General features: G+C 66.1%; 18 protein-coding genes. 15 read left to right on the top strand and 3 right to left on the bottom strand.

The genetic code is table 11. The features are described from left to right. The first annotated feature begins 17 nt into the window (after window positions 1-17). The 3 genes from AC3DEZ_RS13050 to AC3DEZ_RS13040 are packed head-to-tail and all read left to right on the top strand — an operon-like array spanning window position 18 to window position 3174. On the top strand, window positions 18-1934 hold the full coding sequence (locus AC3DEZ_RS13050) for a polysaccharide biosynthesis protein (protein ID WP_447102346.1): 1917 nt from the start codon (window positions 18-20) through the stop codon (window positions 1932-1934). Beyond that, window positions 1931-2830 carry a UTP--glucose-1-phosphate uridylyltransferase GalU gene (galU, locus tag AC3DEZ_RS13045; RefSeq protein ID WP_488388599.1) on the top strand — a complete coding sequence of 300 codons (900 nt, stop codon included), beginning with the start codon at window positions 1931-1933 and terminating at the stop codon, window positions 2828-2830. The genes AC3DEZ_RS13050 and galU overlap by 4 nt, the downstream gene beginning before the upstream one ends. 8 nt (window positions 2831-2838) lie before the next feature. Next, a complete protein-coding gene (locus AC3DEZ_RS13040; protein WP_488388598.1) occupies window positions 2839-3174 on the top strand; it encodes a tRNA-binding protein in 336 nt (111 codons plus the stop codon). 78 nt (window positions 3175-3252) lie between these two features. On the opposite strand, the gene AC3DEZ_RS13035 is transcribed toward AC3DEZ_RS13040, so the two are convergent. From AC3DEZ_RS13035 to AC3DEZ_RS13025, 3 genes are all read right to left on the bottom strand, one after another. Continuing rightward, on the bottom strand, window positions 3253-4455 hold the full coding sequence (locus AC3DEZ_RS13035; RefSeq protein WP_447102343.1) for an acetyl-CoA C-acyltransferase: 1203 nt from the start codon (window positions 4453-4455) through the stop codon (window positions 3253-3255). A 139-nt stretch (window positions 4456-4594) separates the two neighbouring features. Then, window positions 4595-6967, bottom strand: a complete 2373-nt coding sequence (locus AC3DEZ_RS13030; RefSeq protein WP_488388597.1) for a 3-hydroxyacyl-CoA dehydrogenase/enoyl-CoA hydratase family protein — start codon at window positions 6965-6967, stop codon at window positions 4595-4597. Between the two features lie 26 nt (window positions 6968-6993). Continuing rightward, window positions 6994-7626: a TetR/AcrR family transcriptional regulator gene (locus tag AC3DEZ_RS13025; protein ID WP_488388596.1), complete on the bottom strand. Its 633-nt coding sequence runs from the start codon at window positions 7624-7626 to the stop codon at window positions 6994-6996. A 218-nt stretch (window positions 7627-7844) separates the two neighbouring features. Between AC3DEZ_RS13025 and ndk the strand changes: the two genes are divergently transcribed. The 12 genes from ndk (at window position 7845) to AC3DEZ_RS12965 (ending at window position 20753) form a co-directional block, all read left to right on the top strand. Next, window positions 7845-8270 carry a nucleoside-diphosphate kinase gene (ndk, locus tag AC3DEZ_RS13020; RefSeq protein ID WP_488388595.1) on the top strand — a complete coding sequence of 142 codons (426 nt, stop codon included), beginning with the start codon at window positions 7845-7847 and terminating at the stop codon, window positions 8268-8270. Between the two features lie 8 nt (window positions 8271-8278). Next, the gene (gene rlmN, locus AC3DEZ_RS13015; protein ID WP_488388594.1) at window positions 8279-9505 is read left to right on the top strand and encodes a dual-specificity RNA methyltransferase RlmN; all 1227 of its coding nucleotides are present in this window, start codon (window positions 8279-8281) and stop codon (window positions 9503-9505) included. After that, window positions 9492-10310 (top strand): type IV pilus biogenesis/stability protein PilW, encoded by an 819-nt coding sequence (gene pilW / locus AC3DEZ_RS13010; protein ID WP_488388593.1) that lies wholly within the window; start codon window positions 9492-9494, stop codon window positions 10308-10310. The genes rlmN and pilW overlap by 14 nt, the downstream gene beginning before the upstream one ends. Further along, window positions 10307-11128 (top strand): helix-turn-helix domain-containing protein, encoded by an 822-nt coding sequence (locus AC3DEZ_RS13005; protein ID WP_488388592.1) that lies wholly within the window; start codon window positions 10307-10309, stop codon window positions 11126-11128. The genes pilW and AC3DEZ_RS13005 overlap by 4 nt, the downstream gene beginning before the upstream one ends. Window positions 11129-11188: 60 nt before the next feature. Beyond that, on the top strand, window positions 11189-11824 hold the full coding sequence (locus AC3DEZ_RS13000; RefSeq protein WP_447102337.1) for a YfgM family protein: 636 nt from the start codon (window positions 11189-11191) through the stop codon (window positions 11822-11824). After that, window positions 11824-13146, top strand: coding sequence for an outer membrane protein assembly factor BamB (gene bamB / locus AC3DEZ_RS12995; protein WP_488388591.1), 1323 nt, complete (start codon window positions 11824-11826; stop codon window positions 13144-13146). Before AC3DEZ_RS13000 ends, bamB begins: the two co-directional genes overlap by 1 nt. Window positions 13147-13352: 206 nt before the next feature. Further along, entirely contained in the window at window positions 13353-14753 is a 1401-nt protein-coding gene (gene der / locus AC3DEZ_RS12990; RefSeq protein WP_447102335.1) for a ribosome biogenesis GTPase Der, read from the top strand. An 11-nt stretch (window positions 14754-14764) separates the two neighbouring features. Then, window positions 14765-15991, top strand: coding sequence for a molybdopterin molybdotransferase MoeA (locus tag AC3DEZ_RS12985; protein ID WP_488388590.1), 1227 nt, complete (start codon window positions 14765-14767; stop codon window positions 15989-15991). A 57-nt stretch (window positions 15992-16048) separates the two neighbouring features. Further along, complete coding sequence (moeB, locus tag AC3DEZ_RS12980) at window positions 16049-17185, top strand: molybdopterin-synthase adenylyltransferase MoeB (protein ID WP_488388589.1); 1137 nt, start codon at window positions 16049-16051, stop codon at window positions 17183-17185. 162 nt (window positions 17186-17347) lie between these two features. Continuing rightward, on the top strand, window positions 17348-17599 hold the full coding sequence (locus AC3DEZ_RS12975) for a hypothetical protein (RefSeq protein ID WP_488388588.1): 252 nt from the start codon (window positions 17348-17350) through the stop codon (window positions 17597-17599). 64 nt (window positions 17600-17663) lie between these two features. Continuing rightward, the gene (locus AC3DEZ_RS12970) at window positions 17664-18857 is read left to right on the top strand and encodes a low temperature requirement protein A (RefSeq protein ID WP_488388587.1); all 1194 of its coding nucleotides are present in this window, start codon (window positions 17664-17666) and stop codon (window positions 18855-18857) included. 60 nt (window positions 18858-18917) lie between these two features. Beyond that, window positions 18918-20753: a monovalent cation:proton antiporter-2 (CPA2) family protein gene (locus AC3DEZ_RS12965; RefSeq protein WP_488388586.1), complete on the top strand. Its 1836-nt coding sequence runs from the start codon at window positions 18918-18920 to the stop codon at window positions 20751-20753. Window positions 20754-20757 lie beyond the last annotated feature (4 nt).

Genomic DNA, 20757 nt, shown 5'->3' with positions numbered 1-20757 from the left:
GGTCAGGGAGGAGTTGCATGCAATCTTGGCGGGACCGGACAACGGCATTCCTACCGCGCCTGCTGGTGGCGACCCATGACCTGTTCATGGTCTGGTTGTGCTGGCAGTTATTGCACTTCGTGCGCTACGCGATGTTGCCGCAGTCCCCCGGCTATCCCCTGTGGTCCAATGAAATCGCCATCGTGGTCGCCGGACAGGGCCTGGTGTTCTGGTGGATGGGCCTCTATCGCGGCCTGTGGCGGTTCGCCAGCCTGCCGGACCTGTGGAACATCGTGAAGGCCAGCGGCCTCGGTTTCCTTGCCATCGTCATCGGCCTCTTCTTCTACAACCGCTTCGGCTCGCTGCCGAGGGCGGTCCTGGCGTTCTATCCCTTTGCATTGGTTGCCTTTCTGGGGCTTCCACGCTTGCTGTACCGGGCCTGGAAGGATCTGCAGGCCTCCCGTTCCCATGAAAACGCCTCCCGCGTGGTCATCCTCGGCGCCGGTCGGGCGGGCGAGGCGCTGGTGCGCGAACTCCGCCGTACCGGCGTCTATCATCCAATTGCCTTCCTGGACGATGCGGTCAAGCTGCACGGCTCCAAACTGCTGGGCGTCCCGGTCCTGGGCAGCCTCGATCAGGCAGCCAGCGTCGCCAAGGAAACAGCGGCGCGAATGCTGGTCATCGCCATGCCCTCGCTGGATGCGCCGAGCATGCAGCGGGTGGTCGCCATCTGCGAGAGCACGGGGCTGCCGTTCCGCATGGTGCCGCGCCTGATCAACGTGCTGGAAGGGCACGCGATGCCGGGTGATCTCAAGGAAGTGGCCATCGAGGATCTGCTGGGCCGGAAATCGGTGACCCCGGACTGGAAGCTCATTCGCGGCTGGCTGGGAGCCCGGACCGTCCTGGTAACCGGCGCGGGCGGCTCGATCGGTTCCGAACTCTGCCGGCAGTGTGCGCGGCACGGTGCCCAGCGCATCGCGCTGCTCGAAATCGACGAGTTGGCCCTGATCACCATCCAGGCGGACCTGCGGCGGGCCTTCCCCGATCTGGAGTTGCTGCCGGTACTTGGCAATTGCGGCGATCCCGCGGTCATCGAGCACGCGCTGAAGCTGGCCGAACCGGATGCGGTTTTCCATGCCGCGGCCTACAAGCAGGTTCCGCTGCTGGAGCAGCACCTGCGTGAAGCCGTCGGCAACAATGTCCTGGCGACCGAGATGGTGGCCAAGGCCTGCCGGCGGAATGGTGTCGGCACGTTCGTCCTGATCTCCACCGACAAGGCGGTGGATCCGGTCAATGTGCTGGGCGCCAGCAAGCGGCTCGCCGAGATGGTGTGCCAGGCGTCGGACGATGGTCATGCGGGGGGAACCCGGTTCGTCACCGTCCGCTTCGGCAATGTGCTGGATTCGGCCGGCAGCGTCGTTCCCCTGTTCCGCGAGCAGATCCGCAAGGGCGGGCCGGTGACGGTGACGGATCCGGAAGTGACGCGGTACTTCATGACGATTCCGGAGGCCAGCCAGCTGATCCTGCAGGCGGCGGCGGGCGCGGCGCATGCTTCCATCTATACGCTGGACATGGGCGAACCCGTGCCGATCCGGCTGTTGGCCGAGCAGATGATCCGGCTGGCGGGCAAGCAGCCCGGCCGCGATATCGCGATCGTGTATACGGGACTGCGCCCGGGCGAGAAGCTGCATGAGAACCTGTTCCATGCGGACGAGGCGTATCGGCCCACCTCCCACTCCAAGATCATGCAGGCCGAGGCACGCACGGTATCGGCCGATTTCATCGAACTGGCCGTGCAGCGGCTGCGGGTCGCGCATGGCCGCTACGACGAGGTCGAGATGCAGGAGGTCCTGCGTATCGCGGTTCCCGAGTTCTCGCCGCTTGAACAATCTGTTGAACCCGCATCGGCTAACATCGTCACCTTTCCCGCTCGAGAAGCTCGAAGGACCCGATGACCGGACGCATCCGCAAGGCCGTTTTTCCCGTCGCAGGCCTGGGAACCCGCTTTCTTCCCGCCACCAAGACCGTCCCCAAGGAAATGCTGCCGATCATCGACCGGCCGCTGATCCAGTACGCCGTCGATGAAGCCATCGAAGCCGGTTGCGACACCCTGATCTTCGTCACCAACCGCTACAAGCATGCGGTGGCCGATTACTTCGACAAGGCCTACGAACTCGAGCAGAAGCTGGAGCGGGCAGGCAAGCAGGAACAGCTCGAACTGGTCCGCAATGTGCTGCCGGAAGGCGTGCGCGCGGTGTTCGTCACCCAGGCCGAGGCCCTTGGGCTCGGTCACGCGGTGCTGTGCGCCAAACCCATCGTGGGCAACGAGCCATTCGCGGTCCTGCTTCCCGACGATCTGATCTGGAACCGGGGGCCGGGCGCGCTGAAGCAGATGGCTGACGCGGCCGAGACCACCGGCGCCAGCATGATTGCGGTGCAGGACGTGGCCCGCGAACAGACGGGAAGCTACGGCATTGTCGCAACAGATGCGTTTTCGGGGCGTTCCGGCCGGATCAATGCCATCGTCGAAAAGCCCAAGCCCGACGTGGCGCCAAGCACCCTGGCAGTGGTCGGGCGCTACGTGCTGGACGGCAGCATCTTCGAATTGCTGGAAAAGACCACGCCGGGCGCGGGTGGGGAAATCCAGCTGACGGATGCCATCGCGACCCTGCTGGCGGAGAAACCGGTGCATGCCTATCGATTCCAGGGCACCCGTTTCGATTGCGGGACCCACATCGGCCTGATCGAAGCGACCATCCGGTACGCGCTCGATCACGAAAAGCTCAGCGATGCGGCCCGCAGCATGATGCAGGATGCATTGAGCGAACTGGGCGTGACCGATCTGGAGTAGGGGCACGAGTGGACGCCACGCTGACCTGGGCCGAGTTCGAGAAAGTGTGCCTCTGTGCCGGAACGGTTGTACGCGTTGAACCGTTTCCCGAGGCGCGCAAGCCGGCCTGGAAGCTCTGGGTCGACTTCGGCGCCCACGGCGTGCGCAAGACCAGTGCTCAGATCCGGGCGCTCTACGCGGAGGATGGTCTCGTCGGCCGCCAGGTAGTGGGCGTCATAAACTTTCCACCCAAGCAGGTCGGCCCCTTCATCTCCGAGTTCCTGCTTACCGGTTTCCCCACCGAAGAGGGCGTGGTGATCACGACGCTGGAGCGCGCGGTTCCCAACGGGACCCGCCTGGCCTGAAGAACTCGGGAAACGCGGATAAAAGAATGGCGCCAGGTGGCGCCATTCTTCGTTTCATCCGTCGTGGGTGCTTTGCGGTCAGAGCGATTCGAAGATGCCGGCAGCACCCATGCCCGTGCCGATGCACATGGTCACCATGCCGTACTTCTGCTGGCGGCGACGCAGGCCATGGACGATGGTGGCAGTGCGGACGGCGCCGGTCGCGCCCAGCGGATGGCCCAGGGCGATTGCGCCGCCCAACGGATTGACCTTGGAGGGATCCAGCTCGCTGTCGCGGATCACCGCCAGTGCCTGTGCGGCGAACGCTTCGTTGAGTTCGATCCAGTCCAGCTGATCCTTGCTCAGGCCGGCCTGCTTCAGCGCCTTGGGAATGGCCGCGATGGGGCCGATGCCCATCACTTCAGGGCGCACACCGGCGACCGAGAAGCTGACGAAACGCGCCAACGGCGTCAGCCCGTAGTCCTTGATCGCCTGTTCGGACGCCAGCAGTACCGCGCCCGCGCCGTCGCTCATCTGCGAGGAATTGCCCGCGGTCACGCTGCCGCCGAACTGGCCATTGCGGAACACCGGACGCAGCTTGCCAAGACCCTCCAGCGAAGTATCGGGACGCGGACCTTCGTCGTTCTCGACCAGCAGCTTCTTCAGGCGGATGGTGTTACCCGCCAGGTCAGGCAGGTGCGACAGGACCTCATAGGGCGAGATCTCGCTCTTGAACTCACCGGCGGCAATGGCCGCCAGCGCCTTCTGATGGGAGGCGAGGGCAAATGCATCCTGCTCATCGCGCGAGACCTTCCATTCCTCGGCGACCTTCTCCGCTGTGATGCCCATGCCGTAGGCGATGGCGACGTGGTCGTCCTTGAACACCGACGGCGACAGCGCCACCTTGTTGCCCATCATCGGCACCATCGACATCGATTCGGTGCCGCCGGCGAGCATCAGATCGGCATTGCCGAGTCGGATCTGGTCGGCGGCCATCGCGACCGCCTGCAGGCCGGAGGAGCAGAATCGATTGATGGTCTGCGCGGCGATGGTGTTGGGCAGACCGGCCAGCAGCACGCCGATGCGGGCCACGTTCATGCCTTGCTCGCCTTCCGGCATCGCGCAACCAATGATGGCGTCGTCGATGCGATTGACATCCACGCCCGGCGCCTGCGCGATGACCGATTTGAGCACGTGCGCAAGCATGTCGTCGGGGCGGGTGTTACGGAATACGCCCTTGGGGGCCTTGCCGACCGGCGTGCGGGTGGCGGCGACGATGTAGGCATCCTGGATTTGCTTCATGGCTTTCTCCGAGTGCCGGGAGTGTGGGTTCGGGGCTGGGGATTCGCGAATGTCCCCGTGCCCGGCCTTCCCGGCGATGATGGAATTGGGTGGGGAAGGGGACCCGCTTTCACGATTCCCCAATCCCGGATCACGATTCTCAGTTCCTCAACGGCTTGCCGGTCTTCAGCATGTGCGCGATGCGGGCCTGGGTCTTTTCCTGCTGGGCCAGTTCGACGAAATGCTTGCGCTCCAGCGCCAGCAGCCATTCTTCGTCGACCTGGGCGCCGCGATCCACTTCGCCGCCGCACAGCACGGTGGCGATGCGGGTGGCGATTTCGTAGTCGTACTCGCTGATGAAGCGGCCCTCCAGCATGTTGACCAGCAGCATCTTGAAGGTCGCGATGCCGACGTCGCCGGCCACCTGGATGCGGCGGGCCGGCAGGGGCGGGCGATAACCACTCTCGGCCAGCGCCAGTACCTGCTGCTTGGCGATATGCAGCTGCTCATAGGCGTTGAACACGACGAGGTCGTTCGCCCGCATGAGGCCCAGTTCCTTGGCCTCGACCGCCGAAGCCGAGACCTTGGCCATGGCCACCGTCTCGAAGGTCCGCTTGAGTTCGGCGAACACGTCGCCGCCCGGGCCGGCCGCCTGCGATGCACGCACCGCGATTTCCTTCAGGCCACCACCGGCAGGCAGCAGGCCCACGCCGGCTTCGACCAGGCCGATGTAACTTTCCAACGAGGCCACGGTGCGGGCGCTGTGCATCTGGAACTCGCAGCCACCGCCCAGCGCCAGGCCGCGCACCGCGGCCACGACCGGTACCAGCGAGTACTTGATGCGTTGGCTGGTGGCCTGGAAGTTGGCGACCATGGCCTCGAACTCGGCGATCTTGCCGGCCTGAAGCGCGCCCAGGGCGCCGGCCAGATCCGCGCCGGCCGAGAACGGCTCCTTCGGTTGCCAGATCACCAGACCCTTGAACTTCTGCTCCGCGATCGCGACCGCCTGCTGCACACCCGCCAGCACGGCGTCGGACACGGTGTTCATCTTGGTCCTGAAGCTGACCACGCCCACACCGTCGCCATCCGTCCACAGGCGAACGCCATCGTTCTCGAACACCGTCTCGCCCTGCGGGAACGATTCGCCCAACAGGGGATCCGGGAAACGCTGGCGACGATAGACCGGCAGCGCGGAGCGGGGCAGCTTGGCATTGCGCGCCGGGCTGTAGCTGCCGTCGGCGGCATGCACGCCCTCGCGGCCATCGAACACCCAATCCGGCAATGGCGCGTTGCTCATGCTCTTGCCGGCGACGATGTCGTCGGCGATCCACTGGGCCACCTGTTTCCAACCGGCGGCCTGCCACGTTTCGAACGGACCAAGCGACCAGCCATAACCCCAACGGATGGCAAGATCCACGTCGCGCGCGGTCTCGGCGATGTCGGCGAGATGGAACGCGCTGTAGTGGAACAGATCGCGGAACACCGCCCACAGGAACTGCGCCTGCGGATGCTGGCTTTCACGCAGTTTGGCGAATTTCTCCGCGGGGTTCTTCAACTTGAGGATTTCGACCACTTCCGGATCAGCCGCGCGGTCGGCGGGGCGATAGTCCTGCTTCTGCAGATCCAGCACCACGATGTCCTTGCCGACCTTGCGGAAGATGCCGGCGCCGGTTTTCTGCCCCAGTGCGCCCTTCTGGATCAGGGCATCCAGCCATTTCGGCGAGCGGAAATAGGCGTGCCAGGGATCCGCGGGCAGGGTATCGCCCATCGTCTTGATGACGTGCGCCATCGTATCCAGACCGACCACGTCGGATGTACGGTAGGTCGCGGATTTCGGGCGACCGATCAGCGGGCCGGTGAGGGCGTCGACCTCGTCGAAACCCAGGCCGAAGGCGGTGGTGTGGTGGGCGGTCGCCAGGATCGAGAACACGCCGATGCGATTGCCGATGAAGTTCGGGGTGTCCTTCGCATAGACCACACCCTTGCCCAGGGTGGTGGTGAGGAAAGTCTCCAGGCCTTCCAGGACCGCCGCGTCGGTTGTTCTGGCTGGAATGAGCTCGGCCAGGTGCATGTAGCGCGGCGGATTGAAGAAGTGCACGCCGCAGAAGCGATGGCGGAGCTGTTCCGGCAACACGTCGGCCAGCGTGTTGATGCCCAGGCCGGAGGTATTGCTGGCCAGCACGGCGTGGTCGGCGACGAACGGAGCGATCTTCCTGTAAAGGTCCTGCTTCCAGTCCATGCGCTCGGCGATGGCCTCGATGATCAGGTCGCAGCCCCTCAACTGCTCCAGCCCGGTTTCATAGTTCGCCGGGGTGATGGCTTCCGCCAGCGCCCTGCTGGCGAGCGGGGCCGGGCTCAGCTTGCCCAGGTTGGCGATGGCCTTCAGCGCGATGCCGTCGGGATGGCCTTCCTTGGCGGGCAGGTCGAACAGCACCGTATCGACGCCGGCGTTGGTCAGGTGCGCGGCAATCTGCGCGCCCATCACGCCGGCGCCCAGCACGGCCGCCTTGCGTACAAGCAATGGATTGGACATTTCGGGAATCCTTGGATGTCAGGGGGTTATTTGACGTGGTCGGCGCGCAGGCCGGCCTCGGCGAAACGGATGAGTTCACGGGCGGCGCGTTCACGATGCACCGCCTCGGTGACACCATGGGGGCGCTTGATCAGGCCGAAGTCCGCCATCGCGTAGGTCAGCGCGCCGGACAGGAAGTCCAGCCGCCAGTACAGCTCTTCCTTGCTCAGGCCGGGCACGCATCCAGCGATGGCCTTGCCGAACTCGCGCAGCACGTGGCCATAGTGATCCGACAGGAACTTGCGGAGCCCGTCATTCTTCTCGGCGTAGGCGCGGGCGATGACCCGGACGAACGCGCCACCACCGTGGCGGTCCTGGGCCAGGGCCAGAGCGGGCTGGACGAAGGCCGCCAGGATGGGCTCCAGCTCTCCGGGATGCTGCTCCAGCGCGGTCCGGAGCTGGCCCAGCCGTTGGCCGCTCATCTCGTCCATGCGGCGCCGGAAGACTTCGTTGACCAGGTTTTCCTTGGATCCGAAGTGATAGTTGACGGCGGCGATGTTGACGTCGGCCCGGCTGGTCACCTGCCGCAGGGAGGTCCCGGCGAAGCCGTATTGGGCGAACAGTTCCTCGGCGGCGCCGAGGATGCGTTCCTTGGTGGAGAAGTGGGGGGTATTGCCCATGGCCTTGGAATCCGCTGAATCAAACGCTTGTTTGATTGTCCATCCGCCCACGTATGGTTGTCATGCTGCCCTGCAGCAATCCGGCCGCTGGACAGGTGCGCAATTGCGGCCAATACGTTAGAATCTCGCTCCGCAATTCAGGCTAAGCCCGTGTTTCGACGCGGGTTTTTTCATGTTAACCTTGGGCCGAAAGTGGCCCGCCCAACGGAGAAATCCCCATGGCGCTGGAGCGCACCCTGTCGATCGTCAAGCCCGATGCCGTTGCCAAGAACGTCGTCGGCGAAATCTATGCCCGTTTCGAAAAGGCCGGTCTCAAGATCATCGCCGCGAAGATGAAGCACCTGTCGCGTCGCGAGGCCGAAGGTTTCTACGCCGTGCATCGCGAGCGTCCGTTCTTCAACGCGCTGGTTGAATTCATGATTTCCGGCCCGGTCGCCATCCAGGTGCTGGAAGGCGAGAACGCGGTGCTCAAGCATCGTGAGATCCTCGGTGCCACCAATCCGAAGGAAGCCGCGCCGGGCACGATCCGCGCCGACTTCGCCGATTCCATCGACGCCAACGCGGCGCACGGTTCGGATTCGGTCGAGAACGCGAACATCGAGATCGCGTACTTCTTCGCCGCCACCGAAGTGTTTTCGCGCTGATCAGGGCGATGAGCAGTCACGAGCTAGCGCCGATCGAACTGAAGCTGGCCGCGGATGCGCAGCCGGTGGCGATCGGCGCGGCCGTGCCTGCGAAACAGAATCTGCTGGACCTCGATCGGGATGGCATGGAGCATTTCTTCGTCGAGCAACTCGGCGAGCAGAAGTTCCGTGCCCATCAGGTGATGAAGTGGATTCATCATCGCTACGTCACCGACTTCGAGCAGATGACGGATCTCGGCAAGGGTCTGCGCGCCAAGCTGCAGGAACAGGCCGAGGTGATCGTCCCGGGCGTGGTGTTCGACAAGCCTTCCGCCGACGGTACCCACAAATGGCTGCTGGGCATGGGCGTGGACGGCAAGAATGCCGTCGAAACCGTCTACATCCCGGACAAGAACCGCGGCACGCTGTGCGTGTCCTCGCAGGTGGGCTGCGGTCTCAACTGCACGTTCTGCTCGACCGCGACCCAGGGCTTCAACCGCAACCTGACCACCGCCGAGATCATCGGCCAGGTCTGGATAACCGCGCGCCATCTGGGCAACGTGCCCGCCCAGAACCGTCGTCTCACCAATGTGGTGATGATGGGCATGGGTGAGCCACTGCTCAACTTCGACAACGTCGTGCGCGCGATGAACATCATGCGTGATGATCTGGGCTACGGCCTGGCCAGCAAGCGTGTGACGCTTTCCACTTCCGGCCTGGTGCCGATGATCGATCGGCTCTCGACCGAGACCGATGTATCGCTCGCGGTATCGCTGCATGCGCCGAATGATGCGTTGCGCGAACAGTTGGTGCCGCTCAACCGGAAGTATCCGATCGCGGAGTTGATGGCCTCCTGCGCGCGCTACCTGCGCGCCAACAAGAAGCGCGACTCGGTGACCTTCGAATACACGCTGATGAAGGGCGTCAACGACCAGCCCGAACATGCGCGCCAACTCGCCCAGCTGATGCGCAAGTTCAGCAACGCGACCCAGCTCAAGGACGCGGGCAAGGTCAATCTGATTCCGTTCAACCCGTTCCCGGGCACGCGCTACGAGCGCTCGGGCGAGGAAGACATCCGCGCTTTCCAGAAACTGTTGCTGGACGCGCACGTGCTCACCATGGTCCGGCGGACCCGCGGCGACGATATCGACGCGGCCTGCGGACAGCTCAAGGGGCAGGTCCTGGATCGGACCCGCCGCCAGGCCGAGTTCCGCCGCCACCTGCAGGAACAGGGCATCGGCGATGCAGCGGCATAAGCTCTGGCTGCTGCTGATGGCGCTGGTGCTGGTCTCGGCCGGCTGCAGCCGCCTGACTTTCATAAAACCGAAGATGGAGCGCAAGGACGGCGAGGAAATCGCGCCGTCCTACCAGGTCAAGGACAGCCCCGAGGTCAGGCAGCGGATGGAAGCCGAGCGTGCCCTGGCGCTGGCGACGCAGCGTCTGCAATCGGACGATCTGGATGGCGCTGAACGCGCCGTGCGGGTCGCCCAGAAGGCGGCGCCCCAATCCGCCGACGTCCAGACGCTGCTCGCTGTACTGGCGGACCGCCATGGCCAGGCCAAACAGGCGGGTGAGCACTACCGGCGGGCAACCGAACTGGTGCCCGGGCATGGAGCCGAACAGAACAACTACGGCGTATGGCTGTGCGCGAACGGATTCCCGGCCGAGGCGCTGGTCTGGTTCGACCGTGCATTGCAGGATTCCGACTACGAGACCCCGGCGGCGGCCCTGGCCAACGCGGGAGGCTGTGCCGCCCAGGCAGGCCAGCATGAGCGGGCCGAGCGCGACCTGCGCCAGGCGCTGACGCTCGATCCGGGCAATGCCTATGCGCTGGGCGCCATGGCCGAAAACGAGTACCGCGCCGGGCGCTATTTCGAGGCCCGCGCGTTCGTCGAACGCCGGCTGGCGGCTGCATCCGCCACCGCCGACGTGCTAAAACTTGCATCACAAATCGAAGAAAGACTCGGCGACAGGACCGCTGCCGGTCGATATGTTCAGCAACTTCGGGCGGAGTTCCCCGACGCTTCAGACGCTCAAACTGGGGGAAAGGCAGAACAATGACGGGTTCCAACTCGATTGATACGCAGCACCTGCAGGGCTGCGGCGCGTTCCTGCGGGACGCGCGTGAGAAGGCGGGTCTCAGCCTGCAGGACGTGGGAAGCCGGCTCAAGATGCCGCTCAAGGTGCTGCAGGCCCTGGAAGGGGAACAGTGGTCGCAGCTGGGAGCTCCCGTGTTCGTCCGGGGGCAGTTGCGCAGCTATGCGCGGCTGTTGAAGGTGGACATCGATTCGTTCCTGGCGCAGGCCGATCTGGAAACGGTGCGGCCGGCCGAGCTGATCAGCCACAGCTACACTCCCCGCGCGCAGCGGATCTTCGAAAGCGCCAAGCGCCGGGCCGTGTACGTGGTGATCACGGCGGTCATCGCCACGCCGATCTGGATGGCTACCCGTCCGCATCTGGCGGGCAACGGCAACCAGACCACGGCCTCCCTGGACGTCATGCCCAGCAAGCCCGCCAGTACCGGTACACCCGGCATCGCACCGGCATCGACCGAGCGCGCACCGGCGGCACCGTATGTGGCCTCGCTGACTCCACCCATCAGCCGGGCGCCGGAAGCGGCACTCAGCCTGGTGTTCAAGGGGGACAGCTGGGTCCAGATCGTTGCCCCGGACGGCAGCAGCGTCGAACAGGCACTGCTCAAGGCGGGTGACCAGCGTAGCTACCAGGCAGGCCAGGTGGGGCGGATAGTTCTGGGCAATGCGGCGGCGGTCGAGGTTCAGCATGCCGGTAGTACGGTTGACCTGACGCCTTACCGGCGCGCGAATGTTGCGCGCTTTACGGTATCCTCTGACGGTTCCCTCGTGCCGGTCGCCGACTGACCCGCCCGCGGGTTTGTCCAACCAAGATCAAGACCCCGGTCGGACGGGGCAAGAGTACGCATGGCGATTGATGATCTGCTCGACGAGCACGAACAGGGCGAACGCGTCCGCAGTTGGCTCAGGAACAATGGTGCTGGCCTGATTGGCGGCGTCGCATTGGGCCTGGCGGTGATTTTTGGCTGGCAATGGTGGCAGAAGAATCGCCAGCAGCAGGACGAGCAGGCCAATCTGAGCTACGAGAAGGCGGTGGACGGCATTGCCGCCAACGACCTCAAGAAGGCCGAGGCCGCGGTCGCCTCGCTGGGTGGCAAGGGTGGCGTCTATGCGGATCTGGCGGCGCTGCAACTGGCCAAGGCCCAGGTGGAAGCCGGACAGCGGGATGCGGCTATCACCACCCTGCGCGCGATCCAGGCGGACTCCGGCCTGCATGCCATCGTCCAGCAACGCCTGGCGCGTCTGCTGATCGACGCCGGCAAGCACGACGACGCACTGAAACTGGTGGCCGACGCCAAGGATTCGACCAGTCTGGAAATCCGCGGCGACGCGCTGGTCGCCGGCGGCAAGCTGGCCGAGGCGCGTGATGCCTATACCAAGGCGCTGACAGGCCTGGACGTGGCGTCGCCGCAGCGGCGCCTGGTGGAACTGAAACTGACCGATGCGGGCGGTACTCCGCCGAAGAGCGGGGAGTCTGCGTGATGGCAGGGAATGCAATGAGCAAGCGGCTGCTGGCCGTAGCCGTGTTGGCGCTGGTCCTGTCGGGCTGCAGCACCATCAAGGGCTGGTTCGGCGGCAACAAGAAAGATGAGAAGCCGACCGAGCCGGCGGAACTGATCGACTTCACCCCGTCGCTGCAAGTGGCCAAGCTGTGGAGCGCCAACGCCGGCAAGGGTGAAGGACGCCTGGGCCTGCAGCAGGGACCGGTCGTGGCCGATGGCCGCGTCTACGCGGCGGCGGTCGAGGGCGGCGTGCGCGCTTTCGATCTGCAGACCGGCAAGGAAGTCTGGCATTTCAAGCCCGAGAAGACCCGTGCCGGCGACGCGGCCCAGCCTGATCAGGTGGCCGAGGAGCCGGCGGCTGGCGAGGAAGAAACCAAGGCCGCCAAGCGCGCCCGCAAGGAGGCTGCCAAGCTCGCCAAGAAAGCCGCCAAGCGCAAGATCGAATGGCGCTTTTCCGGTGGTCCCGGCGCTGGTGATGGTCTGGTCGTGATCGGTACGCTGGATGGTCGCGTGATCGCGCTGGATGCCAGCAACGGCACCGAAAAGTGGCGTGTCAAGGTGCCGAACGAGGTCATCACGGCGCCCGCCGTCGGCCAGGGTTACGTACTGGTGCGGACGAACGATGGCCGGGTGAGCGCGTTCGACGCGACCAGCGGCGAACGGCGCTGGTTCTGGACCAGTGAACTCCCGAGCCTGACCGTGCGTGGCAATGCGCCGGTGACTCTGGGACCGGGCATGGCGTTCGTCGGCAACGACGATGGCACCGTGTCGGCCCTGTCGCTGCGCGATGGACGCCAGGTATGGGCCCAGACCGTGGGCAGCGCCGATGGCCGCAGCGAGCTGGATCGCATGGCCGACGTCGACGGTCCGCCGGTGCTGGACGGCACGACTCTGTTCGCGACCAGCTACAAGAAGGAAACCGTTGCCATCGAAGGTCCCAGTGGGCGGCCGCTGTGGCAGCGCGACAACGGCGGCCCGGGTGGCTTGGGCGTGACCAGCAGCTATGTGGTGGTCGCGGACCAGGGCGGTACGGTCTGGGGCCTGGATCGCTACAGCGGCAACGCCAGTTGGTCCAACCCGAAGATGCTCCGCCGCTCGCTGACCGCCCCGTCCATCCATGGCGACTACGCGGTGGTGGGCGATTTCGACGGCTATGTGCACTGGCTGAAGGTCGACAACGGCGAGGAAGCCGCGCGCGCGCGCGCCGGCGGAGAGGCCATCCGGGCCAAGCCGGTCGTGGTGGACGGCATCCTCATCATCCAGAACGTCGAAGGCGAACTGACCGCGTTCGGTCTCAAGTAAGCCCAGAGACGCTGTACAGGGGCGGTCCGGGGCCAGTGCGCACCGGGCCGCTTTCCGTTTCCGAGTTCCCTTTTCCGGGCCGGCTCGGCATCATGCGGGACCTGCCTGACAGGCGCCGGCGTGTTTCCGGCGCGGGATGACCCGCGACCGGCCCGGCCGGCGTCCCCGGCTCGATTACCGCTTCCCATCCTTTTCCGGTTCAATCCATGCTTCCGCTCGTCGCCCTGGTGGGCCGTCCCAATGTCGGCAAATCGACGCTGTTCAATGCGCTGACCCGCAGCCGTGACGCCCTGGTCCATGACCAGCCGGGCGTGACACGTGACCGCCACTACGGTGTGTGCCGGCCGGACGCCGAACAGTCCTTCGTGGTGGTCGACACCGGCGGCATCGCGGGGGAGGAAGAAGGCCTGGCGGGCGCGACCGCCCGCCAGGCGCGCGCCGCGGCCGAAGAAGCGGACCTGGTGCTGTTCATCGTCGATGGCCGCGAGGGCCCGTCGGCGCTGGATGACGACATCCTGCGCTGGTTGCGCAAGGCGGCACGGCCGACCCTGCTGGTGATCAACAAGATCGATGGCGTCGACGAAGCCGGCGCGCTGGCCGAGTTCGCCCGCTACGGCTTCGATGACGTGATGACGATTTCCGCCGCGCACCGGCAGGGCATCGACGATCTGCTCGAGCAGGTGCTGGAGCGTTTGCCGGAGGAAGGCGAAGCCGAAACGCTGGACAACGATCCCAACCGGATGCGGGTGGCGTTCGTCGGACGCCCCAACGTGGGCAAGTCGACCCTGGTCAACCGCTTGCTGGGCGAGGAGCGGATGATCGCCTCCGATGTCCCCGGTACCACCCGCGATTCCATCGCCGTGGATCTGGAACGCGATGGGCGCCAGTACCGATTGGTGGATACCGCCGGCCTGCGTCGCAAATCGCGTGTGGACGAAGCGGTGGAGAAGTTCAGCGTCGTCAAGACGCTGCAGGCCATCGAACAGTGCCAGGTCGCGGTGCTGCTGCTGGATGCCAGCGAAGGCGTCACCGACCAGGACGCCAGCGTGCTGGGCGCGATTCTCGACGCCGGCCGCGCATTGGTGGTCGCGATCAACAAATGGGATGGCCTGACCACCTACCAGCGCGAGCAGGCCGAAGCCCTGCTGTCACGCAAGCTCAGCTTCGTCGAATGGGCCGAGGCGGTGCGCATTTCGGCCAAGCACGGCTCGGGCCTGCGGGAACTGTTCCGCGCCATCCATCGCGCGCACGCCTCGGCGACCCGCGAGTTCGCCACCAGCGAGATCAACAAGGCGCTGGAAGTGGCGTACGAGGCGAATCCGCCGCCGAGCATCCGTGGCCACGTGTCCAAGCTGCGCTACGTGCATCCGGGCGGCAGCAATCCGCCGACCTTCGTGGTCCACGGCACCCGCCTGCGGGTCCTGCCGGAATCCTACAAGCGCTACCTGGAGAATTTCTTCCGCAAGCGCTTCAAGCTGGTCGGCACGCCGGTGCGTTTCGTGTTCAAGGAGGGCGCCAACCCTTACGAGGGCAAGAAGAACGAACTCAGCGATCGCCAGGTCGCCCGCAAGCGCCGGTTGATCCGGCACGTGAAGCGCAACAAGTAGGCGGCTCCGGAATGCACGCGGAGATTCCCGGCCGGATCGCGATCGATGAGGCGCTGGCGATCGTCCGCAGGGTGGCGGCGGGACGTGTGCGCGCTGCGGAACGCATCGCGCTGCGACGCGCGGAAGGACGGGTGTTGTCGGAAGACATCGTCGCGCCGATGGCGTTGCCGCCCTTCGACAACAGTCGGATGGATGGCTTCGCGCTGCGCCACGCCGATCTGGCGAATGCCGGCCAGCCGCCGCGCCTGCGCATTGCCGGTGTGCAATATGCCGGTGCAGACACCATCGTGGCGCTGGAACCAGGTTGCTGCGTGCGCCTCACCACCGGTGCGGCCTTGCCCGCAGACGCGGATACGGTGGTCATCAAGGAGGACGTGCGCGAGGACGCTGCGGGCTGGATTGAACTGGCCGGTTTGCCGGAACGAGGTTCGGACATCCGTCGCGCCGGCGAGGATGTGGTGGCGGGGGAACGCGTGCTCGGAGCAGGACAGGTACTCTCACCCGCGCGCGTGAGCCTGCTGGCGGCGCTGGGCATCGCCGAGATCACGGTGGCGCCTCGTCCAACCGTCGCGGTGTTCACCACCGGCGACGAACTGGTCGAACCCGGCCTGCCGCTGCCGCCGGGTCGCATCTACAACAGCAATCGGGACCTGCTGATGGGCCTGCTGCGCCAGCAGGGCCTGGAACCGACCGCCTGGCCGACACTGCCGGATGATCCCGAGCGCATCCGCATTCAGCTGGAAGACGCCGCGGCGGCATTCGACCTCGTCCTTACCTGTGGCGGGGTTTCCGCGGGCGAGAGGGATTTCCTGCCGGACCACCTCATCTCCAACGGCACGGTCCATTTCTGGAAGGTGCGGATGAAGCCCGGCATGCCGGTCCTGTTCGGCGAACGGGAGCGTGCCTTGTTCCTGTCCTTGCCGGGCAACCCGGTATCCGTGCTGGCGACCTTTCTGGCGCTGGGCCTACCCTTGCTGGACGGTCTGCAGGGCCGCACGGAGTCGCGGCAACGCTGGCATGCGCGCCTGGCCGCTCCCTGGCGCAAGACCCATGCCCGTCATGAGTTCCTGCGCGGACGCCTGCAACCGGGCATGGACGGAGTCCTGCGGGTGACGCCGAACGCGGCCGATGCCTCGCACCGCCTTCGCGGTGCCGCCGAGAGTGATGCCCTGATAGTGCTGCCGGAAGGCGAACGCGCATACGCCGTCGACGAGGTCGTCGAAATCCTGCCTTACTGATGGACGCCGACGGGCAGCGGCCAGGCCAGGTGCGGCGAACTGCGCGATAATCCGCGCATGGACATCCGTGAAATCAGTCCGGCGCAGGTGCGCGAGCACCTGGCCCAGGGCGCCGTCTTCATCGACGTGCGCGAGGAACACGAACGGGCAGGGGGACAGGCCGAAGGCGCACTGGGCGTGGCCAAGGCCGATCTGGTAGCCGACCCGTCCCGCCATCTTCCCGATCCGCAGCGTGCCGTAGTGTTGATCTGCCAGCGTGGTGGCCGTTCGATGGATGCGGCCAGGACCCTGCACGCCGCCGGTTACGCGCGCCTGCTGTCGGTGGCCGGCGGCACCAGCCGGTGGATCGCCGATGGCCTGCCGGTGGTGAAGCCGCAACTGGACGCCGACGCGGCCGACTTCTATGACCGCTATTCACGCCACCTGCTGCTGCCGGAAGTCGGTGTGGAAGGGCAGCGGCGGTTGCGCGCGGCGCGCGTGCTGATGATCGGCGCGGGCGGTCTGGGGTCGCCCGCGGGTTTCTACCTGGCGGCCGCCGGTATTGGCCATCTGCGCATCGCGGATGACGACATCGTCGATCGCAGCAACCTGCAACGGCAGATCCTGCATACCGAGGCGCGCATCGGCGAGGCCAAGGTCGCTTCGGCGCAGGCCACGCTGAACGCGCTCAATCCGGGCACCCGCATCGAAGCCGCGCGGGAGCGGGTGACGTCCGCGAACGTTGAGCGGCTGCTGGAAGGCGTGGACGTCGTGCTCGACGGCGCCGACAACTTCCCCGTGCGCTATCTGCTCAACGATGCCTGTGTAAAGCTCGGCAAGCCGCTGGTGTATGGCGCGGTGCAGCGGTTCGAAGGACAGGTGAGCGTGTTCGACGCGGGCCGCCATCGTGGTCAGGCGCCGTGCTACCGCTGCCTGTTTCCCGAGCCGCCGCCGCCGGAGTTCGCCCCGAACTGCGCCGAAGCCGGCGTCCTGGGCGTCCTGCCGGGCGTGGTCGGCCTGCTCCAGGCGACCGAAGTGATCAAGCTGCTGCTGGGCACCGGCGAGCCGTTGACGGGGCGACTGCTGCATTTCGACGCATTGGGCATGCGCTTTCGCGAGACCCGCCTGCGCGCCGACCCGCACTGCCCGGTCTGCGCGCCCGGCGTGCCGTTCCCGGGCTACATCGACTACGCCAGGTTCTGCGGCGTCGACTGAGCCGGTACCGCGGCGGTCCGGGAAGGTCATCGAACCTGGCCGCTGTCCGGGACCCGTGGCGCGCGCGGGACCCTTCGGTTATGTTCGATACCGCCTGTCCCGAAACGGTTCGAGGCAGGGCGACAGTGGCAATGACGGCAGTCCCGACGTGGAGAAAACCGGATGCGCACCTTGATCCTCATCGCAGTGGGTCTGGTACTGGCGGCGGCGACCCTGCAGTTCGCGCCCGCGGCCAGGCGAGGCTGGCTGACAGGCGGTTTCGCGATCGTCTGGCTGGGCGTGGTGGCGTGGAATCTGCGCACCGGCCTTTCGCATGGCTATTCGCTCTCCGAGGAGTTGCCCATCCAGTTGCTCATCTATGCCGTACCGGTCGCGTTGGCCGTGGGCTGGTGGCTGCGCACGCGCCCCCGCTGATTCCCCGCAAGAGGCTGGCGGGCAGCCGGTGCCCGTGAAACAGGCATCGAAGAAAGGAACATCCATGGAGCACCCATCGTGGCTGCGTTCCCGGGGCCAGCGGGACAGCGGCAAGGTCTCGATGACCGAACTCTTCTTCGACCTGGTGTTCGTCTTCGCGGTGACCCAGTTGTCGCACACCCTGCTGGCGCACCTGGGCCCGGTCGGCTTCCTGCAGACGTCGGTGCTGTTCCTGGCCATCTGGTGGCTGTGGATCTTCACTTCCTGGTGCACCAACTGGCTGAACCCGGATACCACCGCGGTGCGCCTGCTGCTGTTCGCGTTGATGCTGGGCGGGCTGGTGGTGTCATCTTCGGTCCCGAAGGCGTTCGGCGACGGCGGGCGGGTCTTCGGCGCCTTGTTCGCGGCGATGCAGGTCGGACGTTCGCTGTTCATGGTGTGTGCGTTCCGCGGGCATCCGGAGCAGCGCGACAACTTCCTGCGGATCACCCTGTGGCTGCTGTTGTCCGGCGCGTTCTGGTTCGCCGGCGGCATGCTGGAAGGCCAGCAGCGGCTGATCTGCTGGCTCATCGCCCTGGGCATCGAATACGCGGCGCCCGCTCTCTACTTCCGCGTGCCTGGCCTGGGCCGGTCGCGGACCAGCGACTGGGACGTGGACGGCGCGCATCTGGCCGAACGTTGCATGCTGTTCGTGATCATCGCGCTGGGCGAATCACTGCTGGTCACCGGCGCCACGTTCGCCAATCTGGCCTGGACACCGGCGGCGCTGACGGCGTTCCTGGCCGCGTTCCTGGGCAGCGTGGCGATGTGGTGGGTGTACTTCGACTCGGGAGCGGAGCATGGCAGCCACCGCATCTCCCATTCGGATGATCCCGGGCGCCTCGCGCGGGTGGCATACACCTATGCGCACCTGTTGATCGTGGCGGGCATCATCGTATGCGCGGTAGCCGATGAACTGGTGCTGGTGCATCCGGACCACGCTTCGCTGGCGGGCATCATCGCGATCCTGGGCGGTCCCGCGCTCTATCTGATCGGCAACGCGCTGTTCAAATGGCTTACCCGGGAGCGCCGTTTCCCGCCGCTTTCGCACCTGGTCGGGCTGGCCCTGCTGGCGCTGATGGGCGGTTGGGTCGCGGTGGCCCATCCTTCGGCGCTGTCGCTTGGCATCGGCACGACGCTGGTGATGATCGTGGTGGCGGTCTGGGAAACGCGTGCGCTGCGCAGGGGCAGGGCCCACGGACTCGCGTCCGAAGCCTGATCGCGGCCGATGATGTAGCCGCAACACCAGACAGGAGCAGGTGACGCTAGACTGACGGCCATGTCCGTCGAATCCACCACCAGCGACCTGGTCAAGGTCGTCGCCTTGCTGGGCGCGGCCGTCGTCGCCGTGCCGATCTTCCGCCGCCTCGGCCTGGGCTCCGTGCTGGGCTATCTCGCGGCCGGTCTGCTGATCGGTCCGTTCGGGCTGGGTTGGTTCTCCGATGCCCAGGCCATCCTCCACGTGGCCGAATTGGGCGTGGTGATGTTCCTGTTCGTGATTGGCCTGGAAATGCGGCCCTCGCACCTGTGGAGCCTGCGCGGGGAGATTTTCGGACTCGGCACGCTGCAGATCCTGGCCTGCGGGGTCGCCCTGACCGGCGTGGGTCTGGCGTTCGGGTATTCGTTGCCGGTCTCCTTCATCGGCGCGATGGGCTTCGTGCTGACCTCCACCGCGGTGGTCATGCAGTTGCTGGGCGAGCGCGGCGACATCGCATTGCCGCGTGGCCAGCGCATCGTTTCCATCCTGTTGTTCGAAGACCTGCTGATCGTCCCGCTGCTGGCGGTGGTCGCGCTGATGTCGCCGGACGTGGCCGCCCGTGGTGGCGAGTCGCGCTGGATGGGGATCGGCATCGCCGCCGCGTCGGTGGCAGGCCTGGTGGCAGCCGGCATCTGGCTGCTCAACCCGCTGTTCCGGATTCTCGCCGCGGCGCGCGCGCGCGAAGTGATGACCGCCGCCGCATTGCTGGTGGTGCTGGGCGCGGCCCTGCTGATGCAACTCGGTGGCCTGTCGATGGCGATGGGCGCGTTCCTCGCGGGCGTGCTGCTGTCCGAGTCGACCTTCCGCCACCAGATCGAGGCGGACATCGAGCCCTTCCGCGGCATCCTGCTGGGCCTGTTCTTCCTCGGCGTGGGCATGGCCCTGGACCTGGGCGTGGTATGGGGCCATTGGCCGCTGATCCTGAGCGCGGTGCTGGCGATGATGCTGGTCAAGGCCATCGCCATCTACGTGGTCGCCCGCTTGACCCGGACCTGTCATGCCGAGGCGCTGGATCGCGCGGTGGTCATGGCGCAGGGTGGTGAATTCGCGTTCGTCCTGTTCGGCGCGGCCGCGGCGGCCCATGTCATCGACGCTGAAATCGCCGCCAACCTCACCGCGATCGTGGTGCTGTCGATGGCGCTGACGCCCTTGTTCGCCACCTTGTTCCGCCGCTTCGCGCCCAGGACCCAGGCCAATCTGGAAGGCGTGGACAAGGCGGAAGGCCTGAGCGGCAGCGTGCTGATCATCGGTTTCGGCCGCTTCGGCCAGGTGATGAGCCAGTCGCTGCTGGCGCGTGACGTGGACGTGACCATCATCGACAACGACATCGAGATGATCCGCAGCGCCGAAGAGTTCGGTTTCAAGATCTATTACGGCGACGGCACCCGCCTGGACGTGCTGCACGCCTCGGGGGCCGACAGCGCCCGCGCGATTGCGGTCTGCATCGACCAGCGCGAGTCGGCGAGCCGCATCGTCGAACTGGCCAGGCAGGAATTTCCGCAGGCCAAGTTGTTGGTCCGCTCGTTCGATCGCGAGCATTCGCTGGCGCTGGTCGCCGCCGGCGTCGATTTCCAGATCCGCGAAACCTTCGAATCGGCGGTGAACTTCGGTCAGGCGACCCTGATCCATCTGGGCGTGCCGGAAGACGAAGCCGCCGAAATCGCCGAGGAAGTGCGCCGGCTGGATGCCGAGCGGTTCGAACTGGAAATCGCCGCGGGCGACGTGCGCGCCGGTATCCCGCTGATGCGCGGCAACCAGCCGTTCAAGCCGACGCCCACGCCGTTTACCCCGCCACGTCGCGAAGCGAGGGCGCTCAACGACGAGGCCGCCGAGGCCATCGGCGAGGAAGAGGAATGAGGCG

It is taken from the genome of Pseudoxanthomonas sp. 134C1 (genome assembly GCF_057773065.1).
The sequence above is the reverse complement of the archived record's forward strand: the minus strand, read 5'-3'. Positions and strand labels throughout refer to the sequence as shown.